General features: G+C 31.0%; 20 protein-coding genes. 18 read left to right on the forward strand and 2 right to left on the reverse strand.

The annotated features are described in order from the left end of the window. Positions 1-88 precede the first annotated feature (88 nt). The 9 genes from trxB (at position 89) to KGF45_RS08305 (ending at position 10,031) form a co-directional block, all read left to right on the forward strand. The gene (gene trxB, locus KGF45_RS08265) at positions 89-1,036 is read left to right on the forward strand and encodes a thioredoxin-disulfide reductase (protein WP_227432680.1); all 948 of its coding nucleotides are present in this window, start codon (positions 89-91) and stop codon (positions 1,034-1,036) included. A gap of 76 nt (positions 1,037-1,112) precedes the next feature. Further along, complete coding sequence (gene trxA, locus KGF45_RS08270) at positions 1,113-1,430, forward strand: thioredoxin TrxA (protein ID WP_227432681.1); 318 nt, start codon at positions 1,113-1,115, stop codon at positions 1,428-1,430. A 267-nt stretch (positions 1,431-1,697) separates the two neighbouring features. After that, positions 1,698-2,984, forward strand: coding sequence for a glycine/sarcosine/betaine reductase component B subunit (locus tag KGF45_RS08275; protein ID WP_227829257.1), 1,287 nt, complete (start codon positions 1,698-1,700; stop codon positions 2,982-2,984). A gap of 134 nt (positions 2,985-3,118) precedes the next feature. Beyond that, complete coding sequence (grdA, locus tag KGF45_RS08280) at positions 3,119-3,592, forward strand: glycine/sarcosine/betaine reductase complex selenoprotein A (RefSeq protein ID WP_227829256.1); 474 nt, start codon at positions 3,119-3,121, stop codon at positions 3,590-3,592. A 31-nt stretch (positions 3,593-3,623) separates the two neighbouring features. Continuing rightward, a complete protein-coding gene (grdB, locus tag KGF45_RS08285) occupies positions 3,624-4,934 on the forward strand; it encodes a glycine reductase complex selenoprotein B (protein WP_227829255.1) in 1,311 nt (436 codons plus the stop codon). A 253-nt stretch (positions 4,935-5,187) separates the two neighbouring features. Next, complete coding sequence (grdC, locus tag KGF45_RS08290) at positions 5,188-6,720, forward strand: glycine/sarcosine/betaine reductase complex component C subunit beta (RefSeq protein ID WP_227842184.1); 1,533 nt, start codon at positions 5,188-5,190, stop codon at positions 6,718-6,720. A gap of 10 nt (positions 6,721-6,730) precedes the next feature. Continuing rightward, positions 6,731-7,876 carry a glycine/sarcosine/betaine reductase complex component C subunit alpha gene (gene grdD, locus KGF45_RS08295; RefSeq protein WP_227842186.1) on the forward strand — a complete coding sequence of 382 codons (1,146 nt, stop codon included), beginning with the start codon at positions 6,731-6,733 and terminating at the stop codon, positions 7,874-7,876. Positions 7,877-8,229: 353 nt separating this feature from the next. Continuing rightward, positions 8,230-9,309, forward strand: a complete 1,080-nt coding sequence (locus KGF45_RS08300; RefSeq protein ID WP_227842189.1) for a M24 family metallopeptidase — start codon at positions 8,230-8,232, stop codon at positions 9,307-9,309. Between the two features lie 113 nt (positions 9,310-9,422). Then, complete coding sequence (locus tag KGF45_RS08305) at positions 9,423-10,031, forward strand: hypothetical protein (RefSeq protein WP_227842190.1); 609 nt, start codon at positions 9,423-9,425, stop codon at positions 10,029-10,031. 186 nt (positions 10,032-10,217) lie between these two features. Here KGF45_RS08305 and KGF45_RS08310 read toward each other — a convergent pair whose 3' ends face one another. Beyond that, positions 10,218-11,090, reverse strand: a complete 873-nt coding sequence (locus tag KGF45_RS08310; RefSeq protein ID WP_227842192.1) for a LysR family transcriptional regulator — start codon at positions 11,088-11,090, stop codon at positions 10,218-10,220. 427 nt (positions 11,091-11,517) lie between these two features. On the opposite strand from KGF45_RS08310, the gene KGF45_RS08315 reads away from it, so the two are divergent. From KGF45_RS08315 to KGF45_RS08355, 9 genes are all read left to right on the forward strand, one after another. Then, the gene (locus tag KGF45_RS08315; protein ID WP_227829249.1) at positions 11,518-12,921 is read left to right on the forward strand and encodes a hypothetical protein; all 1,404 of its coding nucleotides are present in this window, start codon (positions 11,518-11,520) and stop codon (positions 12,919-12,921) included. Between the two features lie 26 nt (positions 12,922-12,947). Next, positions 12,948-14,492, forward strand: a complete 1,545-nt coding sequence (locus KGF45_RS08320) for an acetyl-CoA hydrolase/transferase family protein (RefSeq protein ID WP_227842194.1) — start codon at positions 12,948-12,950, stop codon at positions 14,490-14,492. Positions 14,493-14,523: 31 nt separating this feature from the next. Beyond that, a complete protein-coding gene (locus KGF45_RS08325) occupies positions 14,524-15,915 on the forward strand; it encodes an aldehyde dehydrogenase family protein (protein ID WP_227829247.1) in 1,392 nt (463 codons plus the stop codon). A gap of 176 nt (positions 15,916-16,091) precedes the next feature. Then, positions 16,092-17,588: a 4-hydroxyphenylacetate 3-hydroxylase family protein gene (gene abfD / locus KGF45_RS08330; protein ID WP_227829246.1), complete on the forward strand. Its 1,497-nt coding sequence runs from the start codon at positions 16,092-16,094 to the stop codon at positions 17,586-17,588. 127 nt (positions 17,589-17,715) lie between these two features. Next, positions 17,716-17,991, forward strand: coding sequence for a hypothetical protein (locus tag KGF45_RS08335; protein WP_227842196.1), 276 nt, complete (start codon positions 17,716-17,718; stop codon positions 17,989-17,991). Between the two features lie 16 nt (positions 17,992-18,007). After that, a complete protein-coding gene (locus KGF45_RS08340) occupies positions 18,008-19,324 on the forward strand; it encodes an acetyl-CoA hydrolase/transferase family protein (protein WP_413926583.1) in 1,317 nt (438 codons plus the stop codon). 19 nt (positions 19,325-19,343) lie between these two features. Further along, positions 19,344-20,462, forward strand: a complete 1,119-nt coding sequence (locus KGF45_RS08345; protein ID WP_227829244.1) for a 4-hydroxybutyrate dehydrogenase — start codon at positions 19,344-19,346, stop codon at positions 20,460-20,462. Between the two features lie 283 nt (positions 20,463-20,745). Then, positions 20,746-21,663 (forward strand): 5-bromo-4-chloroindolyl phosphate hydrolysis family protein, encoded by a 918-nt coding sequence (locus KGF45_RS08350; RefSeq protein ID WP_227829243.1) that lies wholly within the window; start codon positions 20,746-20,748, stop codon positions 21,661-21,663. A 118-nt stretch (positions 21,664-21,781) separates the two neighbouring features. Next, on the forward strand, positions 21,782-22,939 hold the full coding sequence (locus KGF45_RS08355) for a toxic anion resistance protein (RefSeq protein ID WP_227829242.1): 1,158 nt from the start codon (positions 21,782-21,784) through the stop codon (positions 22,937-22,939). A gap of 77 nt (positions 22,940-23,016) precedes the next feature. Here KGF45_RS08355 and KGF45_RS08360 read toward each other — a convergent pair whose 3' ends face one another. After that, a complete protein-coding gene (locus KGF45_RS08360; RefSeq protein ID WP_227829241.1) occupies positions 23,017-24,516 on the reverse strand; it encodes an IMP dehydrogenase in 1,500 nt (499 codons plus the stop codon). Positions 24,517-24,715 lie beyond the last annotated feature (199 nt).

A 24,715-nucleotide genomic window follows, 5' to 3' on the forward strand; every position in this document is an offset into this window, starting at 1 on the left:
TTAAAAAGTTGTTAAAATAGCCTAAATATTAAATCTGATTTAATATTAAATAAAAATTAAGAAATTTAATTGGGGAGGATAAGTCAAAATGGAAAATGTGTATGACTTAGTAATAATTGGTTCAGGACCAGCAGGGCTTGCAGCAGGTCTTTATGGAGCAAGAGCAAAGTTGAAAACTCTAATCCTAGAAAAAGATAAGACTGGTGGGCAAATTGTAATAACACATGAAATTGCAAATTATCCAGGGTCAGTTCCAAATGCAACAGGACCAAGTCTAATAGCTAGAATGGTTGAGCAATGTAAAGAGTTCGGAGCAGAAATGTTAAGAGACAATATTGTAGATACTGAACTAGATGGAGATATAAAAGTTTTAAAAGGACAAAAGGCAGAATATAGAGCAAAAGCAGTAATAATAGGAACAGGAGCAACACCAAGAAAAATTGGTTGTCCAGGAGAAAAAGAACTTACTGGTAAAGGGGTTTCATATTGTGCAACTTGTGATGCAGACTTCTTTGAAGACTTTGAAGTATTTGTTGTAGGTGGAGGAGACAGTGCATTAGAGGAAGCAATGTATTTAACTAAATTTGCTAGAAAAGTAACGATTGTACATAGAAGACAAGGATTTAGATGTGCTAAAAGTGTTGAAGAAAAAGCAAAGGCTAATCCAAAGATAGAGTTTTTACTAGATACAGTAATAGAAGAAATAAAAGGTGATGGAATATTAGAATCAGTTGTATTTAAAAACAAAGTTACTGGGGAAACTCATGAGTACTTTGCAGATGAAGAAGATGGAACAATGGGAGTATTTGTTTTCGTTGGATTAGATGCTCAAACTGATTTATTCAAAGGCAAAGTTGATATGGATGAAAAAGGTTATATAATAACTGATGAAGACATGAGAACTAATATACCAGGTGTATTTGCAGCAGGTGATTGTAGATCTAAGACTCTAAGACAGGTTGTAACTGCAACTAACGATGGAGCAATTGCATCTATAGTAGCTGAAAAATATATTGATGAAAAGTTTGAAAACTAAAAAGCTGTAAGGTAAAGTCAATGAATAATATTTAAAATATTAAAATAAAATAAAAATTTCAAGGGGGAACATGAAAATGTTAGATTTAGATAAAAGTACTTTTGATGAAGAAGTTTTAAATGCAGAAGGTTTTGTATTTGTTGATTTCTGGAGTGAAGGTTGTGAACCTTGTAAAGCTTTAATGCCAGATGTTCATAAATTAGCTGAAACTTATGGGGATAAAATAAAGTTCTGTAAAATGGATACAACAAAAGCTAGAAGATTAGCGATAAAACAAAAAGTATTAGGACTTCCAACTATGGCTATATACAAAGATGGAGAAAAAGTAGACGAAGTTACTAAGGATGATGCTACAATTACTAATATAGAAGACATGATTAAAAAATATCTTTAATATATTGATATAATATTAACAAAAACAAAGAAAAAATCTATTTGAGTCTAGAAGTAAAATAAAAAGGTTTTTATGTCTAAGTTTGTTAAAAAAATAATTTTAGATAAAATATTTTTTTTACGATAAAGAATTTTTAGTAATAAAACAAATATCAAGACATAAAAACATAATATGGAAACATCTTTAAAATAAGTTAGAAAATATTGATATAACTTTGAGAAAAACTCAAATGCATATATACAAAATTAAATAACAGGAGGTGCAAGTATGCGTCTTGAATTAGGAAAAATCTTTATAAAAGATATTCAATTTGGTGATGTAACAGAAGTGAAAGATGGAGTATTATTCATCAATAAGCAAGAGATGCTACAAGAAATTGGTGGAGATGAGCATATTAAGTCTATAGATATAGAATTAGCTCGTCCGGGTGAAAGCATAAGAATAACACCTGTAAAAGATGTTATTGAGCCAAGAGTAAAAGTTGAAGGTAATGGGGGAATATTCCCAGGTATCATATCAAAGGTTGACACTGTAGGAGAAGGAAAAACTCATGCTTTAAAAGGTGTAGCTGTTGTAACTACTGGAAAGATAGTAGGTTTTCAAGAAGGTATAGTAGATATGACTGGAGAAGGAGCTAAATACACTCCATTTTCTAAATTAAATAATGTAGTAGTAGTAGCTGAACCTATTGATGGTTTAAAACAATATGCTCATGAGAAAGCTGTTAGAATGATAGGATTCAAAGCAGCAATGTATTTAGGAGAAGCAGCAAGAAATCTTACTCCAGATGAAGTTTCAGTATATGAAACTAAACCTCTTCTTGAGTCAATAAAAGAGTATCCAGAACTTCCAAAAGTAGGATATGTTTACATGCTTCAAACTCAAGGATTATTACATGACACTTATGTATATGGTGTAGATGCAAAACAAATAGTGCCAACATTATTATATCCAACAGAATTAATGGACGGAGCAATTGTAAGTGGTAACTGTGTTTCTGCATGTGACAAAAACCCAAGTTATGTTCATATAAACAATGGAGTTGTTGAAGACTTATATGCAAGACATGGTAAAGATATAAATTTTGTAGGCGTAATTATAACTAATGAAAATGTTTACCTAGCAGATAAAGAAAGATCTTCAAACTGGACTTCTAAGCTATGTAAATACTTAGGATTAGATGCAGTTATAGTTTCACAAGAAGGTTTTGGAAATCCAGATACTGACCTTATAATGAACTGCAAAAAAATAGAAATGCAAGGTGTGAAAACAGTTATAGTTACAGATGAATATGCTGGACGTGATGGAGGTTCTCAATCACTTGCAGATGCAGATGTAAGAGCAGATGCTGTTGTAACAGGTGGAAATGCTAACCAAGTTGTAGTACTTCCTAAGTTAGATAAGGTAATTGGCCATTTAGAAGTAGTAGATGTAATAGCTGGTGGTTCTGATGGAAGTTTAAAAGCTGATGGAACTATTGAAGTTGAAATACAAGCTATAACAGGTGCAACTAATGAAACAGGATTTGGTCATTTAACTGCTAAAGGATATTAAGAGTTATTTCATTAAACGATTTAGTAATATTATGATTGAGTAATATCAATTAAAAAGATTGTAAATAAATTTATCAAAACATAATGAATGTTATAGATATATAAATAATTAGAAATATAATAAGGAGGATTATTATGAGTTTACTTAGTAATAAAAAGGTTCTTATAATAGGTGACCGTGATGGTATACCAGGACCTGCAATAGAAGAATGTGTAAAAACAGTAGAAGGAGCAGAGGTTGTTTTCTCATCTACAGAATGCTTTGTCTGAACAGCTGCTGGGGCTATGGACTTAGAAAATCAAAACAGAGTTAAAGAAGCTGCTGATAAATTCGGAGCTGAAAATGTTGTGATTTTACTAGGTGCTGCTGAAGCCGAAGCTGCAGGTCTTGCAGCCGAAACAGTAACTGCGGGGGATCCAACTTTCGCTGGACCACTTGCTGGAGTTGCCTTAGGATTAAGTGTTTACCATGTTGTAGAGGAGCAAATGAAAGAATTATTTGATGACACTGTATATGAAGATCAAATAAGTATGATGGAAATGGTTTTAGAAGTTGAAGAAATAGCAGAAGAAATGTCTGGTATAAGAGAAGAATTTTGCAAATTTTAATGCCTAAAAGCAAAAGGGGTGAAACTAAGAGATGGGAAAACTAAGAGCAGTACATTATATTAATCAGTTCTTTGCTGGTATAGGTGGAGAAGAAAAAGCTGATACTAAGCCACATGTGGCAGAAACTTTACCTCCAATAAGTTTACAACTTGATAAATTATTAGGTGAAGATATTGAAATAGTTGGTACAGTAGTGTGCGGAGACAGTTATTTCAATGAAAATATAGATAGTGCAAGTGAAGAAGTTTTAGCAATGATAAAAGGTTTTGAACCACAACTTTTCATAGCTGGGCCTGCATTTAACGCTGGTAGATACGGAGTTGCTGCTGGAACAATAACTAAAGTTGTAAAAGAGGCTTTAAATATACCAGCTTTAACAGGTATGTACATTGAAAATCCAGGTGCAGATATGTTCAAAAAGGATGTTTATGTAGTAGAAACTTCTGATTCTGCAGCAGGTATGAGAAAAGCACTTCCTAAGATAGCTAAACTTGCAATAAAACTTGCTAAAGAAGAAGAAATTGGAACTCCTAAAGAAGAAGGATACATAGCTAGAGGAATAAGAGTTAACTACTTCCATGAAGACAGAGGTTCTAAGAGAGCTGTTGACATGTTAGTTAAGAAAATAAAAGGTGAGCCATTTGAAACTGAATATCCAATGCCAAACTTTGATAGAGTTGACCCAAGTAATCCTGTAAAAGACCTATCAAAATGCAAAATAGCTTTAGTTACTTCTGGTGGTATAGTTCCTAAAGGAAATCCAGATAGAATAGAATCTTCTTCAGCTTCTAAATATGGAACTTATTCTATAGCAGGAGTTATGGATTTAACAGAAGAAACTTATGAAACTGCACATGGTGGATATGACCCAGTATATGCAAACTTAGATGCAGATAGAGTATTACCTGTTGATGTTCTTAGAGATTTAGAAAAAGAAGGTGTAATAGGAAAATTACATGAAACTTTCTATACAACTGTAGGTAATGGTACATCTGTTGCAAACTCTAAAAAATATGCTTCTGAAATTGGAGCAGCATTGGTAGCTGATGGTGTAGATGCAGTAATCTTAACTTCTACATGAGGTACTTGTACTCGTTGCGGTGCAACGATGGTAAAAGAAATAGAAAAAACTGGACTTCCAGTAGTTCACATGTGTACAGTAGTACCTATTTCGTTAACAGTAGGGGCTAACAGAATAGTTCCAACTATAGCAATACCTCATCCACTTGGAAATCCAGCACTTGACCCTACAGAAGAAAAAGCCCTAAGAAGAGGCCTTGTAGAAAAAGCATTAAACGCTTTAACTACAGAAGTAGATGGTCAAACAGTATTTGAAAAATAAAAATAACACACATATATATTATATAGATAAAAATATAAACACACACTAAAAATAAAAAATAACTATACACAAAAAAAATAATATAGATTTCATGAATGGGTAAATGTGAGTTATTCATTCATGAAATCTTAAAAAATACCAAAATACATAAAAAAAGAATAAAATTAAATATACAATAAAATAAAAATGTAATAATTGAAGTCTTTAATGAAATTAAAATTAGGTGTTCATAAAATTTATGGAGGTGCACAAAATGACTTATCCAGTTTTAAAAGGGGCAGGCTATGTACTTATTCATACTCCAGATATGATAGTGCAAAATGGAAGTACTTGTACAGTTGAAAGAGCAACAAATCCAGATTCAGAATTTTTACAAGAAGTAGGTAATCATATAAGAAGTTACGAGGATGTAGTTAACTACATGCCAAATCAAGTTTACATAGGAAACAGAAGACCAGAAGAATTAAGAGATTTACCAATGCCATGGTGTGAACAAAAAGTTGAGGGAACTAGAAATGGTAAATTTGGTGAAATAATGCCTCAAGATGAGTTTATAGCTTTAATGCAAATAAGTGATGCATTTGACTTAGTAAAGTTGTCACAAGAATTTATTGATGAAGTAAAAACAAAAATCGAAAATAACTACCCTGAAATTGCACCATTTGTAGGGAAATTAAAGGGTGATGATATAGAAGAAGGTAAGGAATTAGTAGCAACACACATAGCAGAAGGATTATACCATGATGGAAAATTCGTTGGCTATGTAAAAAGAGCACATGATGTAGATGTTAACTTAAATGCCCATACAATGTTTGAAAATTTAGTAGTAAAAGCATCTGGAGTTTTATCTGCTATTCAAATGCTAAGACATAGCAAAATAGACCCTGCTGAAATAGATTATGTTATTGAGTGTTCAGAAGAAGCTTGTGGAGATATAAACCAAAGAGGTGGAGGAAACTTTGCTAAATCAATAGCTGAAATAGCTGGACTTCAAAACGCAACTGGTTCTGATACAAGAGGATTTTGTGCAGCACCAACACATGCATTAATTCAAGCTGCAGCTTTAGTAAAATCTGGAATACACAAAAATGTAATGGTAGTAGCAGGTGGAGCAAGTGCTAAACTTGGAATGAATGCTAAAGACCACGTTAAAAAAGGTCTTCCTGTACTTGAAGATGTTGTTGGAGGATTTGCAGTACTTGTATCTGAAAATGATGGTGTAAACCCAGTTATAAGAACTGACTTAACAGGTAAGCATACAGTGGGAACTGGTTCTTCACCTCAAGCAGTTATGACAGCACTTATAACTTCAGGTCTTGATAGAGCTAATTTAAAAATAACAGATGTTGATGTATATTCAGTTGAAATGCAAAATCCAGATATAACTAAGCCAGCAGGAGCAGGAGATGTTCCAGAAGCAAACTACAAAATGATAGGTGCACTTGCTGTTAAACGTGGAGACTTAGAGAAGAAAGAATTAAAAGATTTTGTAGCTAATAAAGGATTACCAGGATGGGCACCAACTCAAGGACATATACCATCAGGAGCTCCTTATATAGGATTTTTAATAGATGATTTAACTACAGGAGATAGAAATAGAGCTATGATAGTTGGAAAAGGTAGTTTATTCTTAGGAAGAATGACTAATTTATTTGATGGAGTATCTTTTATAGCTGAAAGAAATACAGGTGTTACTGAAGAGACTTCAGGAATATCTAAAGATGAAATTAAGAAGATAATAGCTGAATCTATGAAAAAACTAGCATTAGATATGTTAGAAGAATAGGGGTGAGGATATGTCAAAAAAAGTAATCGCAGATGTATTCTTAGAAGTAGCTAATGCAATAGAAAGCGGAGAATTTGGCAAAAAAATAAGAATTGGTGTGACTACACTTGGAAGTGAACATGGTGTAGAGAACATGGTTAATGGTGCACACTTAGCAAAATCTAATTTATTTGATATAGTACTTATTGGACCAAAAGTGGAAACTGACCTTGAAGTAGTTGAAGTTAATGATGAAAAAGAAATGCATGGAAAAATGGAAGAATTATTAGACTCAGGATATATAGATGCTTGTGTTACTATGCATTATAATTTTCCAATAGGAGTATCTACAGTAGGTAGAGTAATAACTCCAGCAAAAGGAAAAGAAATGATACTTGCAACAACAACAGGAACAAGTGCTACTAATAGAATAGAAGCAATGGTAAGAAATGCTATTTATGGTATTGCTACAGCCAAATCAATGGGAAATAAATGCCCAAAAGTTGGAATACTTAATGTTGATGGAGCTAGACAAGTTGAAAAAAGTTTAAAAGAGTTAAAAGATAATGGATATGATATAGAATTTGCGGATTCAATTAGAGCAGATGGTGGATGTGTTATGAGAGGTAATGATTTACTTGTAGGTGCACCTGATGTTATGGTTACTGATACATTATCTGGAAATATATTTATGAAAGTATTTTCTTCATATACTACAGGTGGAGACTATGAAGCTCAAGGCTTTGGGTATGGCCCTGGAGTTGGAGAAGACTATGATAGAAGAGTACTTATAGTATCGAGAGCATCAGGTTCTCCAGTAGTAGCCAATGCATTAAAATATGCTTATGATGTTGTAAAGGGAGAAATCAATAATATTGCAAGAAGTGAATTTGCAAAAGTTAAAAGTGCAAAATTTGATGATATTATAGCTTCTCTTACTAAAAAAGAAGCTAAAACTGAAAAAGTAGAAGTTAAAATGCCAGATAAAGAGGTTGTTACTCGTCAAATAGCTGGTGTTGATATAATGGATTTAGAAGATGCAGTATCTGAACTATGGAAAAATGGAATCTATGCTGAAAGTGGTATGGGTTGTACAGGGCCAATAGTTCTTGTAAATGATGCTAAAGGTGATTTAGCTGTTGAAACTTTAATCAAGGCTGGATACACTGCAAAATAAATATAAATTATACATGTAAATGAAGAACATATAGTTATAGTCTTTTAGGCTATAACTATATGTTCTTTTTGTTACTCAACTTATATTATTTTTATTACCAAAGTAAGGATATAAAGATAATTAAATATTTATAAATTATAACTTATAAAACAGAAATATCATGAATTTGTATCATAATAATATTTCTGTTTTATTTGTCGTTACTTATGCTAAGTAAAAAATCAGTGGAAATATATAAATAATATTAATAATATATGAAAAATTTTTAGACGTAAAGCATCTATAAGATAAAAAATAATATTATTAGTGGTATAATATAATTAAAATAAAAATTATTTTTTGGAGGTAAAATCATGAGTAAAGTAGAAAAAGTAGTAGAATTGTTAGAAGCTAAGGGACTTGATGCATTATACTTAACAAAAAAAACGAATGTAAATTACATAAGTGGCTTTCCTGATGAAGAAGCATATGCAGTTATTTGTAAAGATGGAAATTTTTTAGTTACTGATAGTAGATATATGGAGCTTGCGGAAAATGTTTGTAAAGGTTTTGAAATTGTAAACTGGCATAATTTTGATAGAAGTGTGGCAAAAGCTGTAAAAAGTGTATGTGATAAAGTAGGTATAAAAAAGCTTGGATTTGAAAGAACAAATATCGTATTTGATAAATATGAAGAACTTAAAAATCTAGTTGAACAAGATGGAGGAGAATTGATACCTACAGAAAATATTGTAGAGACTCTTAGATATGTAAAGGACGAAGAAGAAATTAAAAATACAAGGAAAGCTTGTGAAATAGCTGATAAAGCGTTAGAAGAATTGGTTCCACATATAAAAGCTGGAGTTACTGAAATAGAATTAGCTACAAAACTAGAATATTTTATGAAAATGAATGGAGCTCAAAATATAGGATTTGAAACTATATTGATATCAGGAGCAAAAACTTCATTACTTCATGGTAAACCAAGTGACAAGGTTATAGAAAAAGGTGACTTTGTACTTATAGATTATGGAGCCATGTACAATGGATATATTTCTGATACAACTAGAACTTTTATAGTGGGAGAAGCATCTGAAAAACAATTAGAGATTTATAATTTAGTTAGAGAAGCACAAAATGTTGGAGTTGAAAACATGAAGGCTGGTGTACATGCTACAATTCCAGATGCAGAAATAAGAAAAGTTGTTAAGAAATATGAAGATTACTATTATCAAGGGATAGGACATGGGGTTGGAAGAGATGTTCATGAAGAACCTTTTATTGGTAATTATGGTGATAAAATAATAGAAGAAGGATGTATAATAACAATGGAACCAGGTATTTACTTCCCAGGATGGGGAGGAGTTAGAATAGAAGATACTGTTTTAATTACAAAAAATGGACCAGAAAGGTTAACTAAATTCCCTAAAGATTTGATAATTTTAGACAAATAATTTAATTTTTATATAATTTTTTACACAAAATAATATTGTAATCTCACCATTAAGCCTTCTCTACATATCTTAGTAAAGAGGGCTTAATTTTATTATGTGAGGTGATAATATCTATGAATAAAAAACATAAGTTTATGAAAAACATAAAAAAAGCCTGGTATAAAATTAAATTAATAGATAGATGTCTTATAATTGTCATGGCAATACTCATGTTTGAATCTATATACAATTTGTTTGTAAATGAAGTTAATTCACAAGATACTACCACTATTGATGTAGTAGTAAGAACTACTTCAGCAGCGATATTTGGATACTTTTTAAGTGCTAATTTTATAAGTAGAGCTTCAAGAAAAGTTACAAATACGGATGCATATTCAAATGTTTTTATAGATGATAATTCTTCTAATAAAGGTCAAGTACCAAGTCAAAATAATATAATGAATGTGAAAAATACTATTGGATTTGAATTAGAAAGTGACAATTATCAAAATAATGATAAAAAAGTGACTGTTAATAATGGTGAAGAGATTGAAGAAGGAGAAACTAGTGAATTACAAATTGTTATAGCTACTGTGATTTGTGTAGTAGCATTAATAGTACTTTTTATTGTGAGAAATTTTACAACACCAGCAACCGCATCTCTAGGAACTATTTCCCAGATGAGAGATTTTGTATCTGGATGTGTGGGTTTTTTGTTAGGTTGTCCAAGTAAACCTAATTAAAAATATGAGTATTAAAATAGATAAAATTAATATTAAAGGTATCAGTATAATAATATTTAAGTTATGAATGTATATCATTGTAATTCTTTTAAGATAATATATTTTATTGTTATACTGATACTCAAAAATACTTATAATATTTATCAAAATATGTATAATGCTGTATTTACATAATATGTAGAAATATTAATTTATATGAATAGAAGCCATATATTCAATAAAAAGTTTCATACTATAAGATATATATTGATGTTTTCTCCAAAGAACACCAATATTAGCAGTAATTGCACGTTCTAAAGGAATTGAACAGAGATTTTCGGTATTTTGAAATATTTCTTTATATAGTATCGTTGAAGCTAAATCATTTTCTAATAAATAACGAATAGTAGAAAGCTGATTTGAGTGTAAAATTATATTTGGCTTAACCTTCTCAAGTCTTTTTGTAATAATTTTGTAGTGATAAGAACCTTCAGATAGTATGACAAAAGGAATATTTTTCAACATATAGTTTGAAATAATGGACTGTTTTGCTAATTCATTTTTAGGATTTGTAACTAAATATAATTCTGTTTTATAGATTGTTTTTGAATCTATATCATCATAAATATCACTATCAATTATACCAATGCAAAAATCAAGTGTAGATTCTTCAATCATTTTGGCACCAACGAAGGTTGGAACTTCAAAAATTTTAAGCTCAATATCTGGATAAATTACATTAAATCTAGGTAGTATCTTTGAAAGTAAAAAAGTACCTAAAACTGTAGGAATTCCTATTTTAAGAGATGCTTTTCTTTTTTTTCCTAAATCTAGTGCATCACTTTGAAAATCTTCAAATTGTCTCGTGAAATTTTTTGCCTTATCTAAGAAGAGCTTCCCCTCAGGAGTTAAATCTATTTTATTACCTATTCTAAAAAAAAGTTCAAAACCGAGTTCTTTTTCCAATTCTTTAATAGCTAAGGTTATAGATGGTTGAGAAATATGAATACTTTCTGCTGCTTTAGTCATGTTTTTATATTTACAAACAGTCTGGAAATAATATAGATAATTTATGTTCATTGGTTAATAGTTCCTTTCATTTATGTAATTAGTGACAAGTATATAATTAACAACAATATAAGTTTTGTATATTATTGTAAAAAAATAGAATAGTTTTAAACTATCATATCATAAGTTTTTGATATTTTCAATCTATTAAGAATAGTGCTATTATTAAATTAACAAAAGATAACAGCTGACATAATTTAGGTAACAACTATTTGAAACGTAGTTATATCAATGAATATTAAAAATTTAACTATCTAAAAATAATTAGTATTTATGTAATTTAATTGTCAACTAAATTGTAACATAAAAAACTAACATTAGAGAGATGAAATTTTTTTAATCAGAAATGTTAATTTAATAACAAAATATAATTTTGCAAAGTTTGCAAAGAGGGGAGAGATATATTTTTTAATAATTATCGTTAATTTAATAACAAAAAATGAAAGGGAGTGGTTTGGTGAAGTTTGAGTTAATGGATTTTTTAATGAACCCTTTTGTCCTTATGTTTGCTGCTGTAATTACAGGAATATTATTTGGAAAAATTAAATTTGGGAAGTTTAATTTTGGAGTGTCAGGAGCATTATTTACAGGATTATTTATTGGATGGTTTGTGTATAGCTTAGGAAATTCAGTAATAGCAAAAGGAGAGACAACAGCAGGGTATAAGGCAGCAACTATCATGATGGGTAATGGAATTATTTCTTCTGATTTCTTTGATTTTTTTCTAATTATATTTGTTGCAGCAGTTGGTTTATTAGCTGCTAAGGATATGAAAGCCGTACTTAAGAAGTATGGGGCTAGATTTGTAGTTTTAGGAGTTCTTATAACTTTTATAGGAGGCTCTATGACTTATGCAATGACTTTGTTATCAAGCAATAAAGGAAGTAGTGCGTATGAGGTTTCTGGTGTTTATACAGGAGCATTAACAAGTTCACCTGGTCTAGCTGCTGCTTTAGAAACAGCTGGTAAACATGCAGAAGATGTATCAAAAGAGTTTGAGAAAGCATCAATAGAAGATAAAAAAGAAATATTAAAAGTAGTTGACCCAGAGGGAAAATTGGATGTAGCTACAACTACATCACTAACTCAAGAGCAAATAGATAAGTATATCGCATATGCTGAAGCAGGTGTTGGTATAGGGCATGCAGTTGCATATCCTTTTGGAGTATTAATAGTAATTTTAGGAGTAAATTTCCTTCCTAAAATATTTAGAATGGACCTTAGAGAAGAAAGAAGAAAATATGAAAAAGAAATGAAAGAAGCTAGAGATAGTGTTGGTGGTAAAACGATACCAGAAGTTCCATTTAATATAATAACATTTTTCTTAACATGTCTTGCTGGATATTTGGTTGGAGGAATACACGTGTTCATGGGACCATTAGGATACTTTACATTAGGGGCAACTGGTGGTTCTCTAATTGTATCTCTAGTACTTGGATATGTGGGTAAGATAGGTGTAGTAAATTTCAGAATGGAAGAAAAAGTATTAAATATTCTAAAACAAATAGGGCTAGTATTTTTCTTAGCAATAGTTGGATTAAGATATGGTGGTAAAGTGGTTGATTCAATTATGACATCTGGTATGCATCTAGCTTTAGTAGCCATAGTAGTAGGAATTACAGCTATGATGATTGGATTTTTAGTTGGTAAGTATGTATTCAAACTAAATTGGATTTTACTATCAGGAGCTGTCTGTGGTGGTATGACATCAACACCAGGGCTTGGAGCTGCTGTTGATGCTCTTGATAGCGATGACCCAGCAGCAGGATATGGTGCTACATATCCATTTGCACTGTTAACTAAAGTTATATTGGTTATAGTTTTACACAAACTTCCAATGTAAATAAGACTTTATATGGGGGGATATTTATGAATAATGAAGGAGTATTTGAAGAATTAAGCGAAAGATTAAGAAATAAAAAATTATGTGATTTAATTATGAATGCAGATGAGGCTGCCAAAATTATAAATGATGGGATGGTTGTTGGACTTAGTGGATTTACACCTTCAGGTTACCCAAAAGCAGTACCATTAGCGGTTTCAGAAAGGGCTAAAAGTGGAGAGAAGATAAAATTGACTGTGTATTCAGGAGCATCTTTAGGTCCAGAAGTGGACGGAGCATGGGCAGAAGTAGGTATAATTGAAAGAAGACTTCCTTATCAGACTAATTCAATACTTAGAAACAGTATTAATAAAGGTGATGTCAATTATATAGATATGCATCTAAGTCATTCTACTCAATTTTTAAATTATGGGACTATACCTAAAGTAGATGTAGCTATAGTAGAAGCACTTGCAATAACTAAAAATGGGGATATTATACCTACTAGTGGTATAGGAAATTCGCCATCTTTTATAAAAAGTGCAGATAAAGTGATAGTTGAAATAAATCTTGCAAAACCAATGGAAATGGAAGGAATGGCAGATATATATATTACAGAAAATCCGCCAAACAGGAAACCTATAGAAATAAATCATCCTAAAGATAGAATTGGAACAACATATATACCTTGTGGATTAGATAAGATTGCAGGTATAGTAATCACTAATATGCAGGATAAGACACGTCCATTAGGTATTGTAGATGAAGCTTCAAAAAAGATATCAAATAATATTATTGCTTTTCTGAAAGAAGAAGTAAAATCAGGTAGATTGTCAAAAAATTTACTTCCTCTTCAATCTGGTGTAGGAAGTGTAGCAAATGCAGTTTTATATGGACTATGTGAATCTGAGTTTGAAAATTTAACTTGTTATACAGAGGTTGTGCAGGATTCAATGTTGGATTTAATAAGAATGGGTAAAGTCACAATGGCATCAACTACATCCGTAAGTCCATCACCTGAAGGCTTAATAAAATTTGAGAATGATATAGATTTCTTTAAAGATAAGATTATATTGAGACCTCAAGAAATTAGTAATAACCCAGAAATAGCTAGGAGAATTGGTGTAATTGCAATGAATACTGCAATTGAGGTTGATATTTACGGAAATGTAAACTCAACTCATATCATGGGGTCGAAGATGATGAATGGAATCGGTGGTTCTGGTGATTTTGCTAGAAATGGAGCAATAACTATATTTAGTACTGAATCAATTGCAAAAAACGGTGATATATCGTCAATAGTACCTATGGTATCTCATGTAGACCACACTGAACATGATGTAATGGTAATTGTAACAGAGCAAGGGTATGCTGATTTAAGAGGTCTTGCACCTAGAGAAAGAGCTGTTAAGATAATAGAAAATTGTGCTCATCCAGATTATAAAGAGCAACTTATGGATTACCTAAATAGAGCATGTCAAAATGGAGCAAAACAAACTCCTCATATATTAGATGAAGCTTTATCATGGCATAGTAAATTTATGAGTACAGGTACAATGAAGAAGTCAGAAACTTTTAAAAGTGCATTATAAAAATATTTAATAAATTGGAGGAATATTAAAAATGGAAAAAGCAGTAGAAAACTTTGAAGATTTAAGCAAAGAATATATTAATGGATACATTGAGAGAGCTAGAAAAGCTCAGAGAGAGTTTGAATGCTATACTCAAGAACAAGTGGATAAAATAGTGAAGATAGTTGGAAAGGTAGTATACTATAACGCTGAATATTTAGCTAAACTTGCAGTAGAAGAAACTGGAATGGGTGTATATGAAGATAAAGTAGCTAAAAATAAAAGCAAAGCGAAAGTTATATACAATAATTTAAAAGATAAGAAATCAGTTGGTATAATTGACATAGATAGAGAAACAGGAATAACAAAGGTAGCTAAACCAATTGGTGTTGTAGCAGCAATAACTCCTTGTACAAATCCAATAGTTACACCTATGAGTAATGCTATGTTTGCATTAAAGGGAAGAAATGCAATTATTATAACACCACATCATAAAGCAATTGGATGTAGTACTAAGACTGTTGATATGATTAATGAAGAATTAGAAAAAATCGGAGCACCAGAAAATCTAATACAAATACTTGACCAACAATCAAGAGAAAATACGAGAAATTTAATTTCATCAGCAGATGTAGTAATTGCTACTGGTGGAATGGGAATGGTAAGAGCTGCATATTCAAGTGGAAAGCCAGCTCTTGGTGTAGGAGCAGGAAATGTCCAATGTATCATAGACAGAGATGTAGATATTAAAGAAGCAGTACCTAAAATCATAGCTGGAAGAATATTTGATAATGGTATAATTTGCTCAGGTGAGCAATCAGTGATAGTAGCAGAAGAAATGTTTGATAAAGTAATGGATGAATTTGAAAGTAACAAAGGTTTTATAGTTAGAGATAAGGCACAAAAAGAAGCTTTTAGAAATGCCATGTTTGTCAATAAATCTATGAATAAAGATGCAGTAGGGCAATCAGTTCATGCAATTGCAAACATTGCAGGTGTTGAAATACCAAAAGATACAAAAATAATAGTGATAGAAGCAGATGGTCCAGGGGAAGAAGACATACTTGCAAAAGAAAAAATGTGTCCAGTTATATCTGCATATAAATATAAAGACTTTGAAGAAGGTGTAGCTATTGCAAAAGCAAATCTAAATGTAGAAGGAAAAGGACATAGTGTATCTATACATTCAAATACAATTAAGAATATAGAATATGCAGGAGAAAATATAGAAGTATCAAGATTTGTAATCAATCAATGTTGTGCTACAAGTGCTGGAGGAAGCTTCTTTAATGGTCTTGCACCTACAAACACTTTAGGTTGTGGTTCTTGGGGAAATAATAGTATTTCTGAAAATCTTGATTACAAACATTTAATTAATATTTCTAGAATTGCTTATTATATGCCAGAAAATGAAGTACCTACAGATGAAGAGCTTTGGGGATAAAATTCAAGTATAAAAAAGTATTCATTCTAATATTAAAATAGAAATATATTTTAATCTAAAATGAATCTAAACTAAAAATGAATTTAATTTAAAAAATTGAGAGATGAACAAAAGAAGGAAGTATTATAAATTAACATAAATAAAAATTATTATAAAAAAGAAGGAGTGGTTTTATTATGGCATTAATGACAGGAGCTCAATATATTGAAAGTTTGAGAAAATTAAATACTAAAGTTTATATGTTTGGTGAAGAGGTTAAAAATTGGGTTGACCATCCAATGATTAGACCATCTATAAATTGTGTAGCAGCTACTTATGATTTGGCACATGACCCAGAATATGCAGATTTAATGACAGTTACTTCAAATATTACAGGAGAAAAAATAAATAGATTTGGTCATCTTCATCAAAGTACTGATGATTTGATAAAAAAAGTTAAAATGCAAAGACTATGTGGTCAAAAAACAGCTTCTTGTTTCCAAAGATGTGTAGGTATGGATGCTTTTAATGCGGTATATTCAACAACATTTGAGTGTGACAAAGCACATGGAACTAATTATCATGATAATTTTGTAAAATACTTAACTTATATACAAGAAAACGATTTAGTAGTTGATGGAGCTATGACTGACCCTAAAGGAGATAGAGCATTATCACCTAGTGCTCAACCTGACCCAGATATGTTCCTTCATATAGTTGAAAGAAGAGAAGATGGAATAGTGGTAAGAGGAGCAAAAGCACATCAAACTGGCTCAATAAATTCACATGAACATCTTATAATGCCTACTATAAGTATGACTGAAGCAGATAAAGACTATGCTGTATCATTTGCAGTTCCTTCAGATGCTGAAGGTGTGTTTATGATTTATGGAAGACAATCTTGTGACACTAGAAAATTAGAAGAGGGAGCAGATGTTGATTTAGGAAATAAAGAGTTTGGAGGCCAAGAAGCTCTAGTAGTATTTGATAACGTATTCGTTCCAAATGATAGAATTTTCTTATGTGGAGAGTGGGATTTCTCTGGTATGTTAGTGGAAAGATTTGCTGGATATCATAGACAAAGTTATGGTGGATGTAAAGTTGGAGTAGGTGATGTAATAATAGGAGCAGCAGCTTTAGCAGCTGATTACAATGGAGCAAACAAAGCTTCTCATATAAAAGATAAATTAATAGAAATGACTCACCTTAATGAAAGCTTATATTGTTGTGGTATAGCATGTTCATCAGAAGGACATAAGACAGAGGCTGGAAACTATCAAATAGATTTACTTCTAGCAAATGTATGTAAACAAAATGTAACTAGATTCCCTTATGAAATAGTAAGACTTGCAGAAGATATAGCTGGTGGGCTTATGGTTACTATGCCTTCAGAAAAAGACTTTAAATCAGATGTTAAAGTTGGAACAAGTGGAATGACAATAGGTGAAGTATGTAATAAATATTTTAAAGCTTCTTCAGTAGCTTCAACAGAAGAAAGAATGAGAATATTAAGATTCTTAGAAAATATATGTCTTGGTTCAGCTGCTGTTGGTTATAGAACTGAGTCAATGCATGGAGCAGGTTCACCACAAGCACAAAGAATAATGATTTCAAGACAAGGAAATATAAATCAGAAGAAAGAATTAGCTAAGACAATTGCAGGAATAAAAAAAGAGAAAGCTCTAAATTTATAAAAAGTTGATATATAAATGGGAAGATATATCGACTTATACTAATTAATGAAAAAATATATCGTATAAGAATAATTATGAAGTAGTAGTTTGAGTTATAAAAAGAGATTTTTAGAAGGAGAATTTACACATGACCTGTGGAGTTAGATTTTGTGGGGGCTGTAACCCTAGATACGGAAGAGGGAAGGCTCTTGCAATAATCAAAGAGCACTTCAATGGTAGAGTAGATTTTAGTGTAGCAGAAGAAGATGTAGAATATGATTTATTACTTATAATTGGAGGATGCACAACTTTATGTGCATCCTACCAACAATATAAAGTTAAAAAATCATATATTAAAATTTGGGATTTTAGTCATATAGAAAGAGCTATAAATATAATAGAATCAGCAATTTGTGAGGCTTAAATAAGAGTTAGATGGGGTGATTTCATTGAATTGGCGAGAATTGTATCAAAGTAAGTTATGTACTGCTACAGACGCTGTAAAGCATATTAAAGATGGGGATACGGTAGTATTTGCACATTGTGTAGGTGAGCCTCCTGTACTAGTAGAGGCTATGATTGAAAATGCAAAACAGTATAAAAACGTTGAGATTAAGCATATGGTAAGTCTAGGGAGTGGTGGATATACTGGCGAGGGAATGGAAACTCACTTTAGAGTAAATCCAATGTTTGTAAGTGGAAATGTAAGAAAGGCAATCGAAAATGGAGATGGAGATTTTACTCCTGCATTCTTTCATGAAGTACCAAAATTAATTAGAGAAAAAAGATTAAAATGTGATGTTGTTTTAGCACAGGTGACTCCACCAGATGAACATGGGTATTGTAGTCTAGGGACATCAGTTGACTATACCTACGAAGCTATTAAAACTGCTAAAACAGTAATTGTTCAAGTAAATGACCAATTTCCTAGAACTTATGGTGAAGTAGTTCATATATCAGAGTTTGATTATATAGTTGAAAAGTCACAACCTTTATATGAACTGCAACCTGCTAATATAGGAGAAGTAGAAGAAGCAATAGGTAAAAATTGTGCTTCTCTAATTGAAGATGGTTCTACTTTACAACTTGGAATTGGTGGAATTCCAGATGCAGTTATGCTATTTTTAACAGATAAAAAAGATTTAGGAATTCATTCAGAAATGATTTCAGATGGAACCTTAGCTCTCTATGAAAAAGGTGTTATAAATGGTAAATATAAAAATTTTGATAAAGAAAAAATGACAGTTACATTTTTAATGGGAACTAAAAAATTATATGATTTTGCTAATAATAACCCAGTAGTTGAAGTAAAGCCTGTAGACTATGTAAATCATCCAGCAGTTATAATGAAACAACATAAAATGGTTTCTATAAATTCTGCTATACAAGTTGATTTGATGGGACAGGTAGTTGCAGAGGCAATGGGTCTTAGACAATTTAGTGGAGTTGGAGGTCAAGTTGACTTCATACGTGGAGTATCTATGGGAGAAGATGGAAAGGCAATTATAGCCATGCCTTCAATAACGACAAAAAAAGATGGTACAGTAATTTCAAAAATTGTTTCAATTGTTGATGAAGGTGCTCCTATAACAACATCTAGAAATGATATTGACTATGTCGTAACAGAGTATGGTATAGCAGAACTAAAAGGGAAATCTCTTAGAGAAAGGGCAAGAAATTTAATCAATATTGCTCATCCAAGTGTAAGAGAAAATCTAGCATTAGAGTTTGAAAAAAGATTTAAGGAGAAATATTAATAGTAGAGGGGTGTTAAGAATGGAAGCACTTAGAGTAGTTCCAAAAATATTTTATTTTGATACATTTAAAGAATTCAACGAAGAATTTAAAATAGGAAAAAATGATTTAGTAATTACAAATGAATTTATATATGAACCATATATGAAACCTCTTGGAATAGATACCAATCTAATTTTCCAAGAAAAATTTGGAACAGGTGAACCATCTGATGAAATGATAGATTCTATGACAAAAGAAATGAAGAAATACAATTTCGATAGAATTATCGCCTTTGGAGGAGGTACAATAGTTGATATATGCAAGATATTAGCACTTGATGTTCCAGAGAAGTCTATTGATTTATTTGAAGGAGAAGTAGCACCTAAAAAAGTAAAAGAATTGGTGGTAGTTCCTACAACATGTGGTACAGGAAGTGAAGTAACAAATGTAGCCATTGCAGAGTTAAAATCTAAGCATACTAAAAAGGGTCTTGCAGTAGAAGAAACTTATGCAGATTATGCAGTATTAATTCCAGAATCAGTAAAAGGATTGCCTTATAAATTTTTTGTAACAAGCTCAGTGGACGCTCTTATACATGCTATTGAGTCTTATCTATCTCCAAAGGCAAGTCCATTTACAGAAATATATTCTTTACAGGCTATAAAAATGATTATGGATGGATATAAAAAGATTGTGGCTAAAGGAGAAGAAGAGAGATTCAATCATCTTAAGGACTTTGTACTTGCATCAAACTATGCAGGAATTGCTTTTGGAAATGCTGGTTGTGCAGCAGTGCATGCTTTATCTTATTCGATAGGTGCAGCTTTCCATGTTGCACATGGTGAAGCAAATTATCAGTTCTTTACTGAAGTATTTAAGATGTACTCTAGAAAAAATCCTAATGGAAAGATTACACAATGTACAAAAATTTTAGCAGATGCTCTTGAATGTGACCCTAATTGTGATGTTTATGGAGAATTAGAGAAATTCTTAAACAAATTAATAGCTAAGAAATCTTTAAGAGAATATGGAATGGTGGAAAGTCAGATAGATGAATTTACTGATAGCACAATAGCAAATCAACAGAGATTACTTGCTAATAATTATGTAGAACTTAGTAGAGAAGAAATAAGAGAGATATTTGCAAATCTTTATTGATACAATTTTTTATTTATATTAAGTATAGATGATATAAATAATGATAATTATATAAATATAAAAAGTAAGAGGACTTAAATTTACTTAAAATTAAGTTCTCTTATTTTTGTATAGCATTAAATGTAAGTACATTTTTAGTTAGAAAATGTACTTACATTTAAGTCTATTACCTTATTTGAAATAATTTGTAGAATTTCAAATTCCTTGACAGTAATAAGTAAGTAATTGTATAATCAAACTGAAATATAATAATAATATTAGTAAAAATGAAAGGATATAAATCATGTATAAACCAGAGAATTTTTCTAAAAAATCTGTATTAATAAATTCGTTTTTAAGTAAATTTTTAAAGATAGTTGGATGGGGTTTAGTAGGTTTATTCACACTATCAGCTTTAGTATTGTCAACTATTTCAATTATAATTGGGTGGGCAGTTATACTTCCTATTCAAGTATGTGCTTTATTTTTAATAATAGGTGGAGTTTGCATTTTTAAAGGTAAAAGATTAGGAGACCAAATTTCTCGTTACAAAAAATACTGTACAATCATAAGTAATAAAAATATTATTCCAGTAGAACTTATTGCAGAAAGCACATCTAAATCATTAAAATTTATAATAAAAGATGTGCAAAAGATGATAGATAAAAATTACTTTATAAATACTTATATTGATAAAAGAAACAATCAAATTGTCTTGACAAATGAAGATGGAATTCCACCAGTGTATGAAGATGTAGTGTGTGAAGTTGAAGAAGATGAAGTTGAGAATAGTAATGAAGTTGATATGATTATTAAAAAGGGAATGGACTATTTGAGACAAATAAAAGAAGCTAATGAAAATATTAAATCAGAATCAATGTGCAGCAAAATTGTACAAGTAGAAGATGTTACGAGTAAAATATTTGATGTTGTAAAACATGACCCATCAAAACTTACTCAGATACAAAAATTTATGGATTATTATATTCCAACTACTTTGAAGCTTTTAAATTCATATCATACATTGGAAGAACAAGGCATAGACAGAGAAAATATAACAACAACTATGGAGAGTATTGAAAGTACAATGAGTACAATTGTAGTGGCTTTTGAGAACCAACTGGATTCTCTATTTGAGGATGAAGCTATTGACATATCTACAGATATTACTGTCTTAGAAAATATGTTAGTTCAAGAGGGATTAACAGGTGGAAAGTTTTAACTGTAATATAAAAAATATTCTGTTATTTTTGAACAGTTAATTAGTTATAAAGGATAAAAATGTGCAAGATATAAGTATATAATTAGTACTTTATGAAGGAAGAGGAGAGAAGTATAGAATGAATAATTTAGATGATATACCAGTTATGCCAACACTGACACTTGACCCATTTGGTGAAGAAACAAAAACAAATGATATAAATAATTCTGACCTATTAATGAAAAAGAATGAAAAAGACCCAGAAGAAGAAAAACTATCAGAAGCTGAACGTAAAATGGTAAAAGAGTTTGCAGAAAAAATAGATATTACAAATACAAATATGATTTTGCAATATGGAGCTGGGGCTCAAAAAAAGGTAGCAGGATTTTCGGAAACCGCTTTAAAGAGTGTTAAAACTAGAGATTTAGGCGAAGTTGGTGATATGCTTACAAATCTAGTTACTGATTTAAAATCATTTTCAGCTGATGAAAAAGAACAAGGTGGTTTTTTAGGGATTTTTAAAAAGGCAAATAATAAAATTTCAAATTTAAAAACTAAGTATGATAGTGCAGAAGTAAATGTAGACAAAGTAAGTAAAGAACTTCAAAAGCATCAAGTTAAAATATTGAAAGACATAGCAATGCTTGATAAAATGTACGAATTAAACTTAGCTTATTCAAAAGAGCTTACAATGTATATTATAGCAGGGAAACAAAGGCTAAAAGATATGAAAGAACTTGAGATGCCAAAATTAAGAGAAAAAGCAAGTCTGTCTGGTTCAACAGAAGATGCTCAATCTGTAAATGATATGGTTTCACTTTGTGACAGATTTGAAAAGAAGATTCATGACTTAGAATTAACTAGAATGGTGTCACTTCAAATGGCTCCACAGATAAGATTGGTTCAAAATAGCAATAATCTAATGGCAGAAAAAATTCAATCTACTATAGTAAATACTATTCCATTATGGAAAAATCAAATAGTACTTGCTCTTGGAATATCTCATTTGAATCAAGCTATGAAAGCACAACGTGAAGTTAGTAACATGACAAATGAACTTCTACTAAAGAATGCAGAAACATTGAAAATGGGAACAATAGAAACAGCTAAAGAATCAGAAAGAGGCATTGTAGATATAGATACAATTAAGAAAACTAATCAATCTTTAATATCAACTATTGATGAAGTAGTTAAGATACAAAATGATGGTAGAATAAAGAGACAAGAAGCAGAAGTTGAATTATCAAAAATAGAAAGTGAACTAAAAAGTAAGCTTCTTGAATTTACAGTTAAATAATAACTTATAAATAATAACTTATGTTAAAATAAAAAGTGTAGTTGATTGTTTTACAATTAACTACACTTTTATTTATATTATAAGTTTCTGTTATCTTTTAGCATAACATCATGAGCTCCACCTTCAACTATACTAGTAGAAGATACAAGTGTTAGCTTAGCATTTTTTTGAAGTTCAGGAATACTAAGAGCACCACAGTTGCACATAGTAGAACGAACTTTACTTAGAGAAAGTGTCACATTGTCTTTTAAAGAACCAGCATAAGGAACATAAGAGTCAACACCTTCTTCAAAAGAAAGTTTCTTATCTCCACCAAGGTCATATCTTTGCCAGTTTCTAGCACGTGCAGAACCTTCTCCCCAATATTCTTTCATGTAACTACCATTTATATTAACCTTATTAGTTGGACTCTCATCAAAACGAGAGAAATATCTACCAAGCATTATAAAATCAGCACCCATAGCTAAAGCTAAAGTTATATGATGGTCATAAACAATACCACCATCAGAACAAATTGGAATGTAAATACCTGTTTTTTCAAAGTATTCATCTCTAGCTTGAGCAACTTCAATTATAGAAGTAGCTTGTCCGCGTCCTATACCTTTTTGCTCACGAGTGATACATATAGAACCACCACCAATACCAACTTTAACAAAGTCAGCACCAGCTTCAGCAAGGTAAAGGAATCCTTCACGGTCAACTACATTCCCAGCTCCAACCTTAACTGTATCACCGTATTTTTCACGAATAAAATCAAGAGTTATCTTTTGCCACTCAGAAAAACCTTCTGAAGAGTCTATACATAAAACATCAGCACCAGCTTCAACTAAAGCAGGAACACGCTCAGCAAAGTCTCTAGTATTGATACCAGCTCCAACTACATATCTTTTAGAAGAATCTAAAAGTTCAAGTGGATTTTCTTTATGAGAAGAGTAATCTTTACGGAACACCATATATACAAGATTACCATTATCATCAAGTACAGGAAGAGAATTAAGCTTATGGTCCCATATAATATTGTTTGCTTCTTTTAAAGTAACATCTTTGTTAGCATAAACTATGGATGACATAGGAGTCATAAATTCACTAACTTTAGTATCTAAATCCATACGACTTATACGATAATCACGACTCGCAACAATACCTAATAATTTACCAGTTGAAGTACCATCTTCAGTAACAGCAACCGTAGAATGTCCAGTTTTTTCTTTTAGTTCAAGTATGTCTTTTAATGTATTGTCAGGTTTAATATTTGAATCACTCACAACAAATCCAGCCTTATGAGATTTAACACGTGCTACCATAGCAGCTTCACTTTCAATAGTTTGAGAACCATATATAAATGAGATACCGCCTTCTTTAGCAAGCGCAATAGCCATCTTGTCATCAGAAACAGATTGCATAATAGCAGAAGTTAAAGGTATATTCATATGAATATCTGCTTCCTCGCCCTTTTTAAATTTAGTAACAGGTGTTTTTAAACTTACATTAGCAGGTATACAATCAATAGAAGAGAAACCTGGTACAAGTAGGTACTCACTGAAAGTATGCGATGGTGTATCAAAATAAAACGCCATTTTTTAATCACTCCTTAATATTTTTATACTTTATTATAATTGATAGTATTAATTATAACTTATTCTTTAATTTTATTAAAGTATTTTGTCAGATATTGAGATTTTTGAAAAATTTAAACTATTTTAACTGAATTTGTTTAATATATGTTGCTTTACACAATCAAACTGTATATTAAATAAGGTTTTATTTAATGTAGTA

The organism is Clostridioides sp. ZZV14-6154 (assembly GCF_020657785.1).
Taxonomy (GTDB): Bacteria; Bacillota; Clostridia; order Peptostreptococcales; family Peptostreptococcaceae; genus Clostridioides.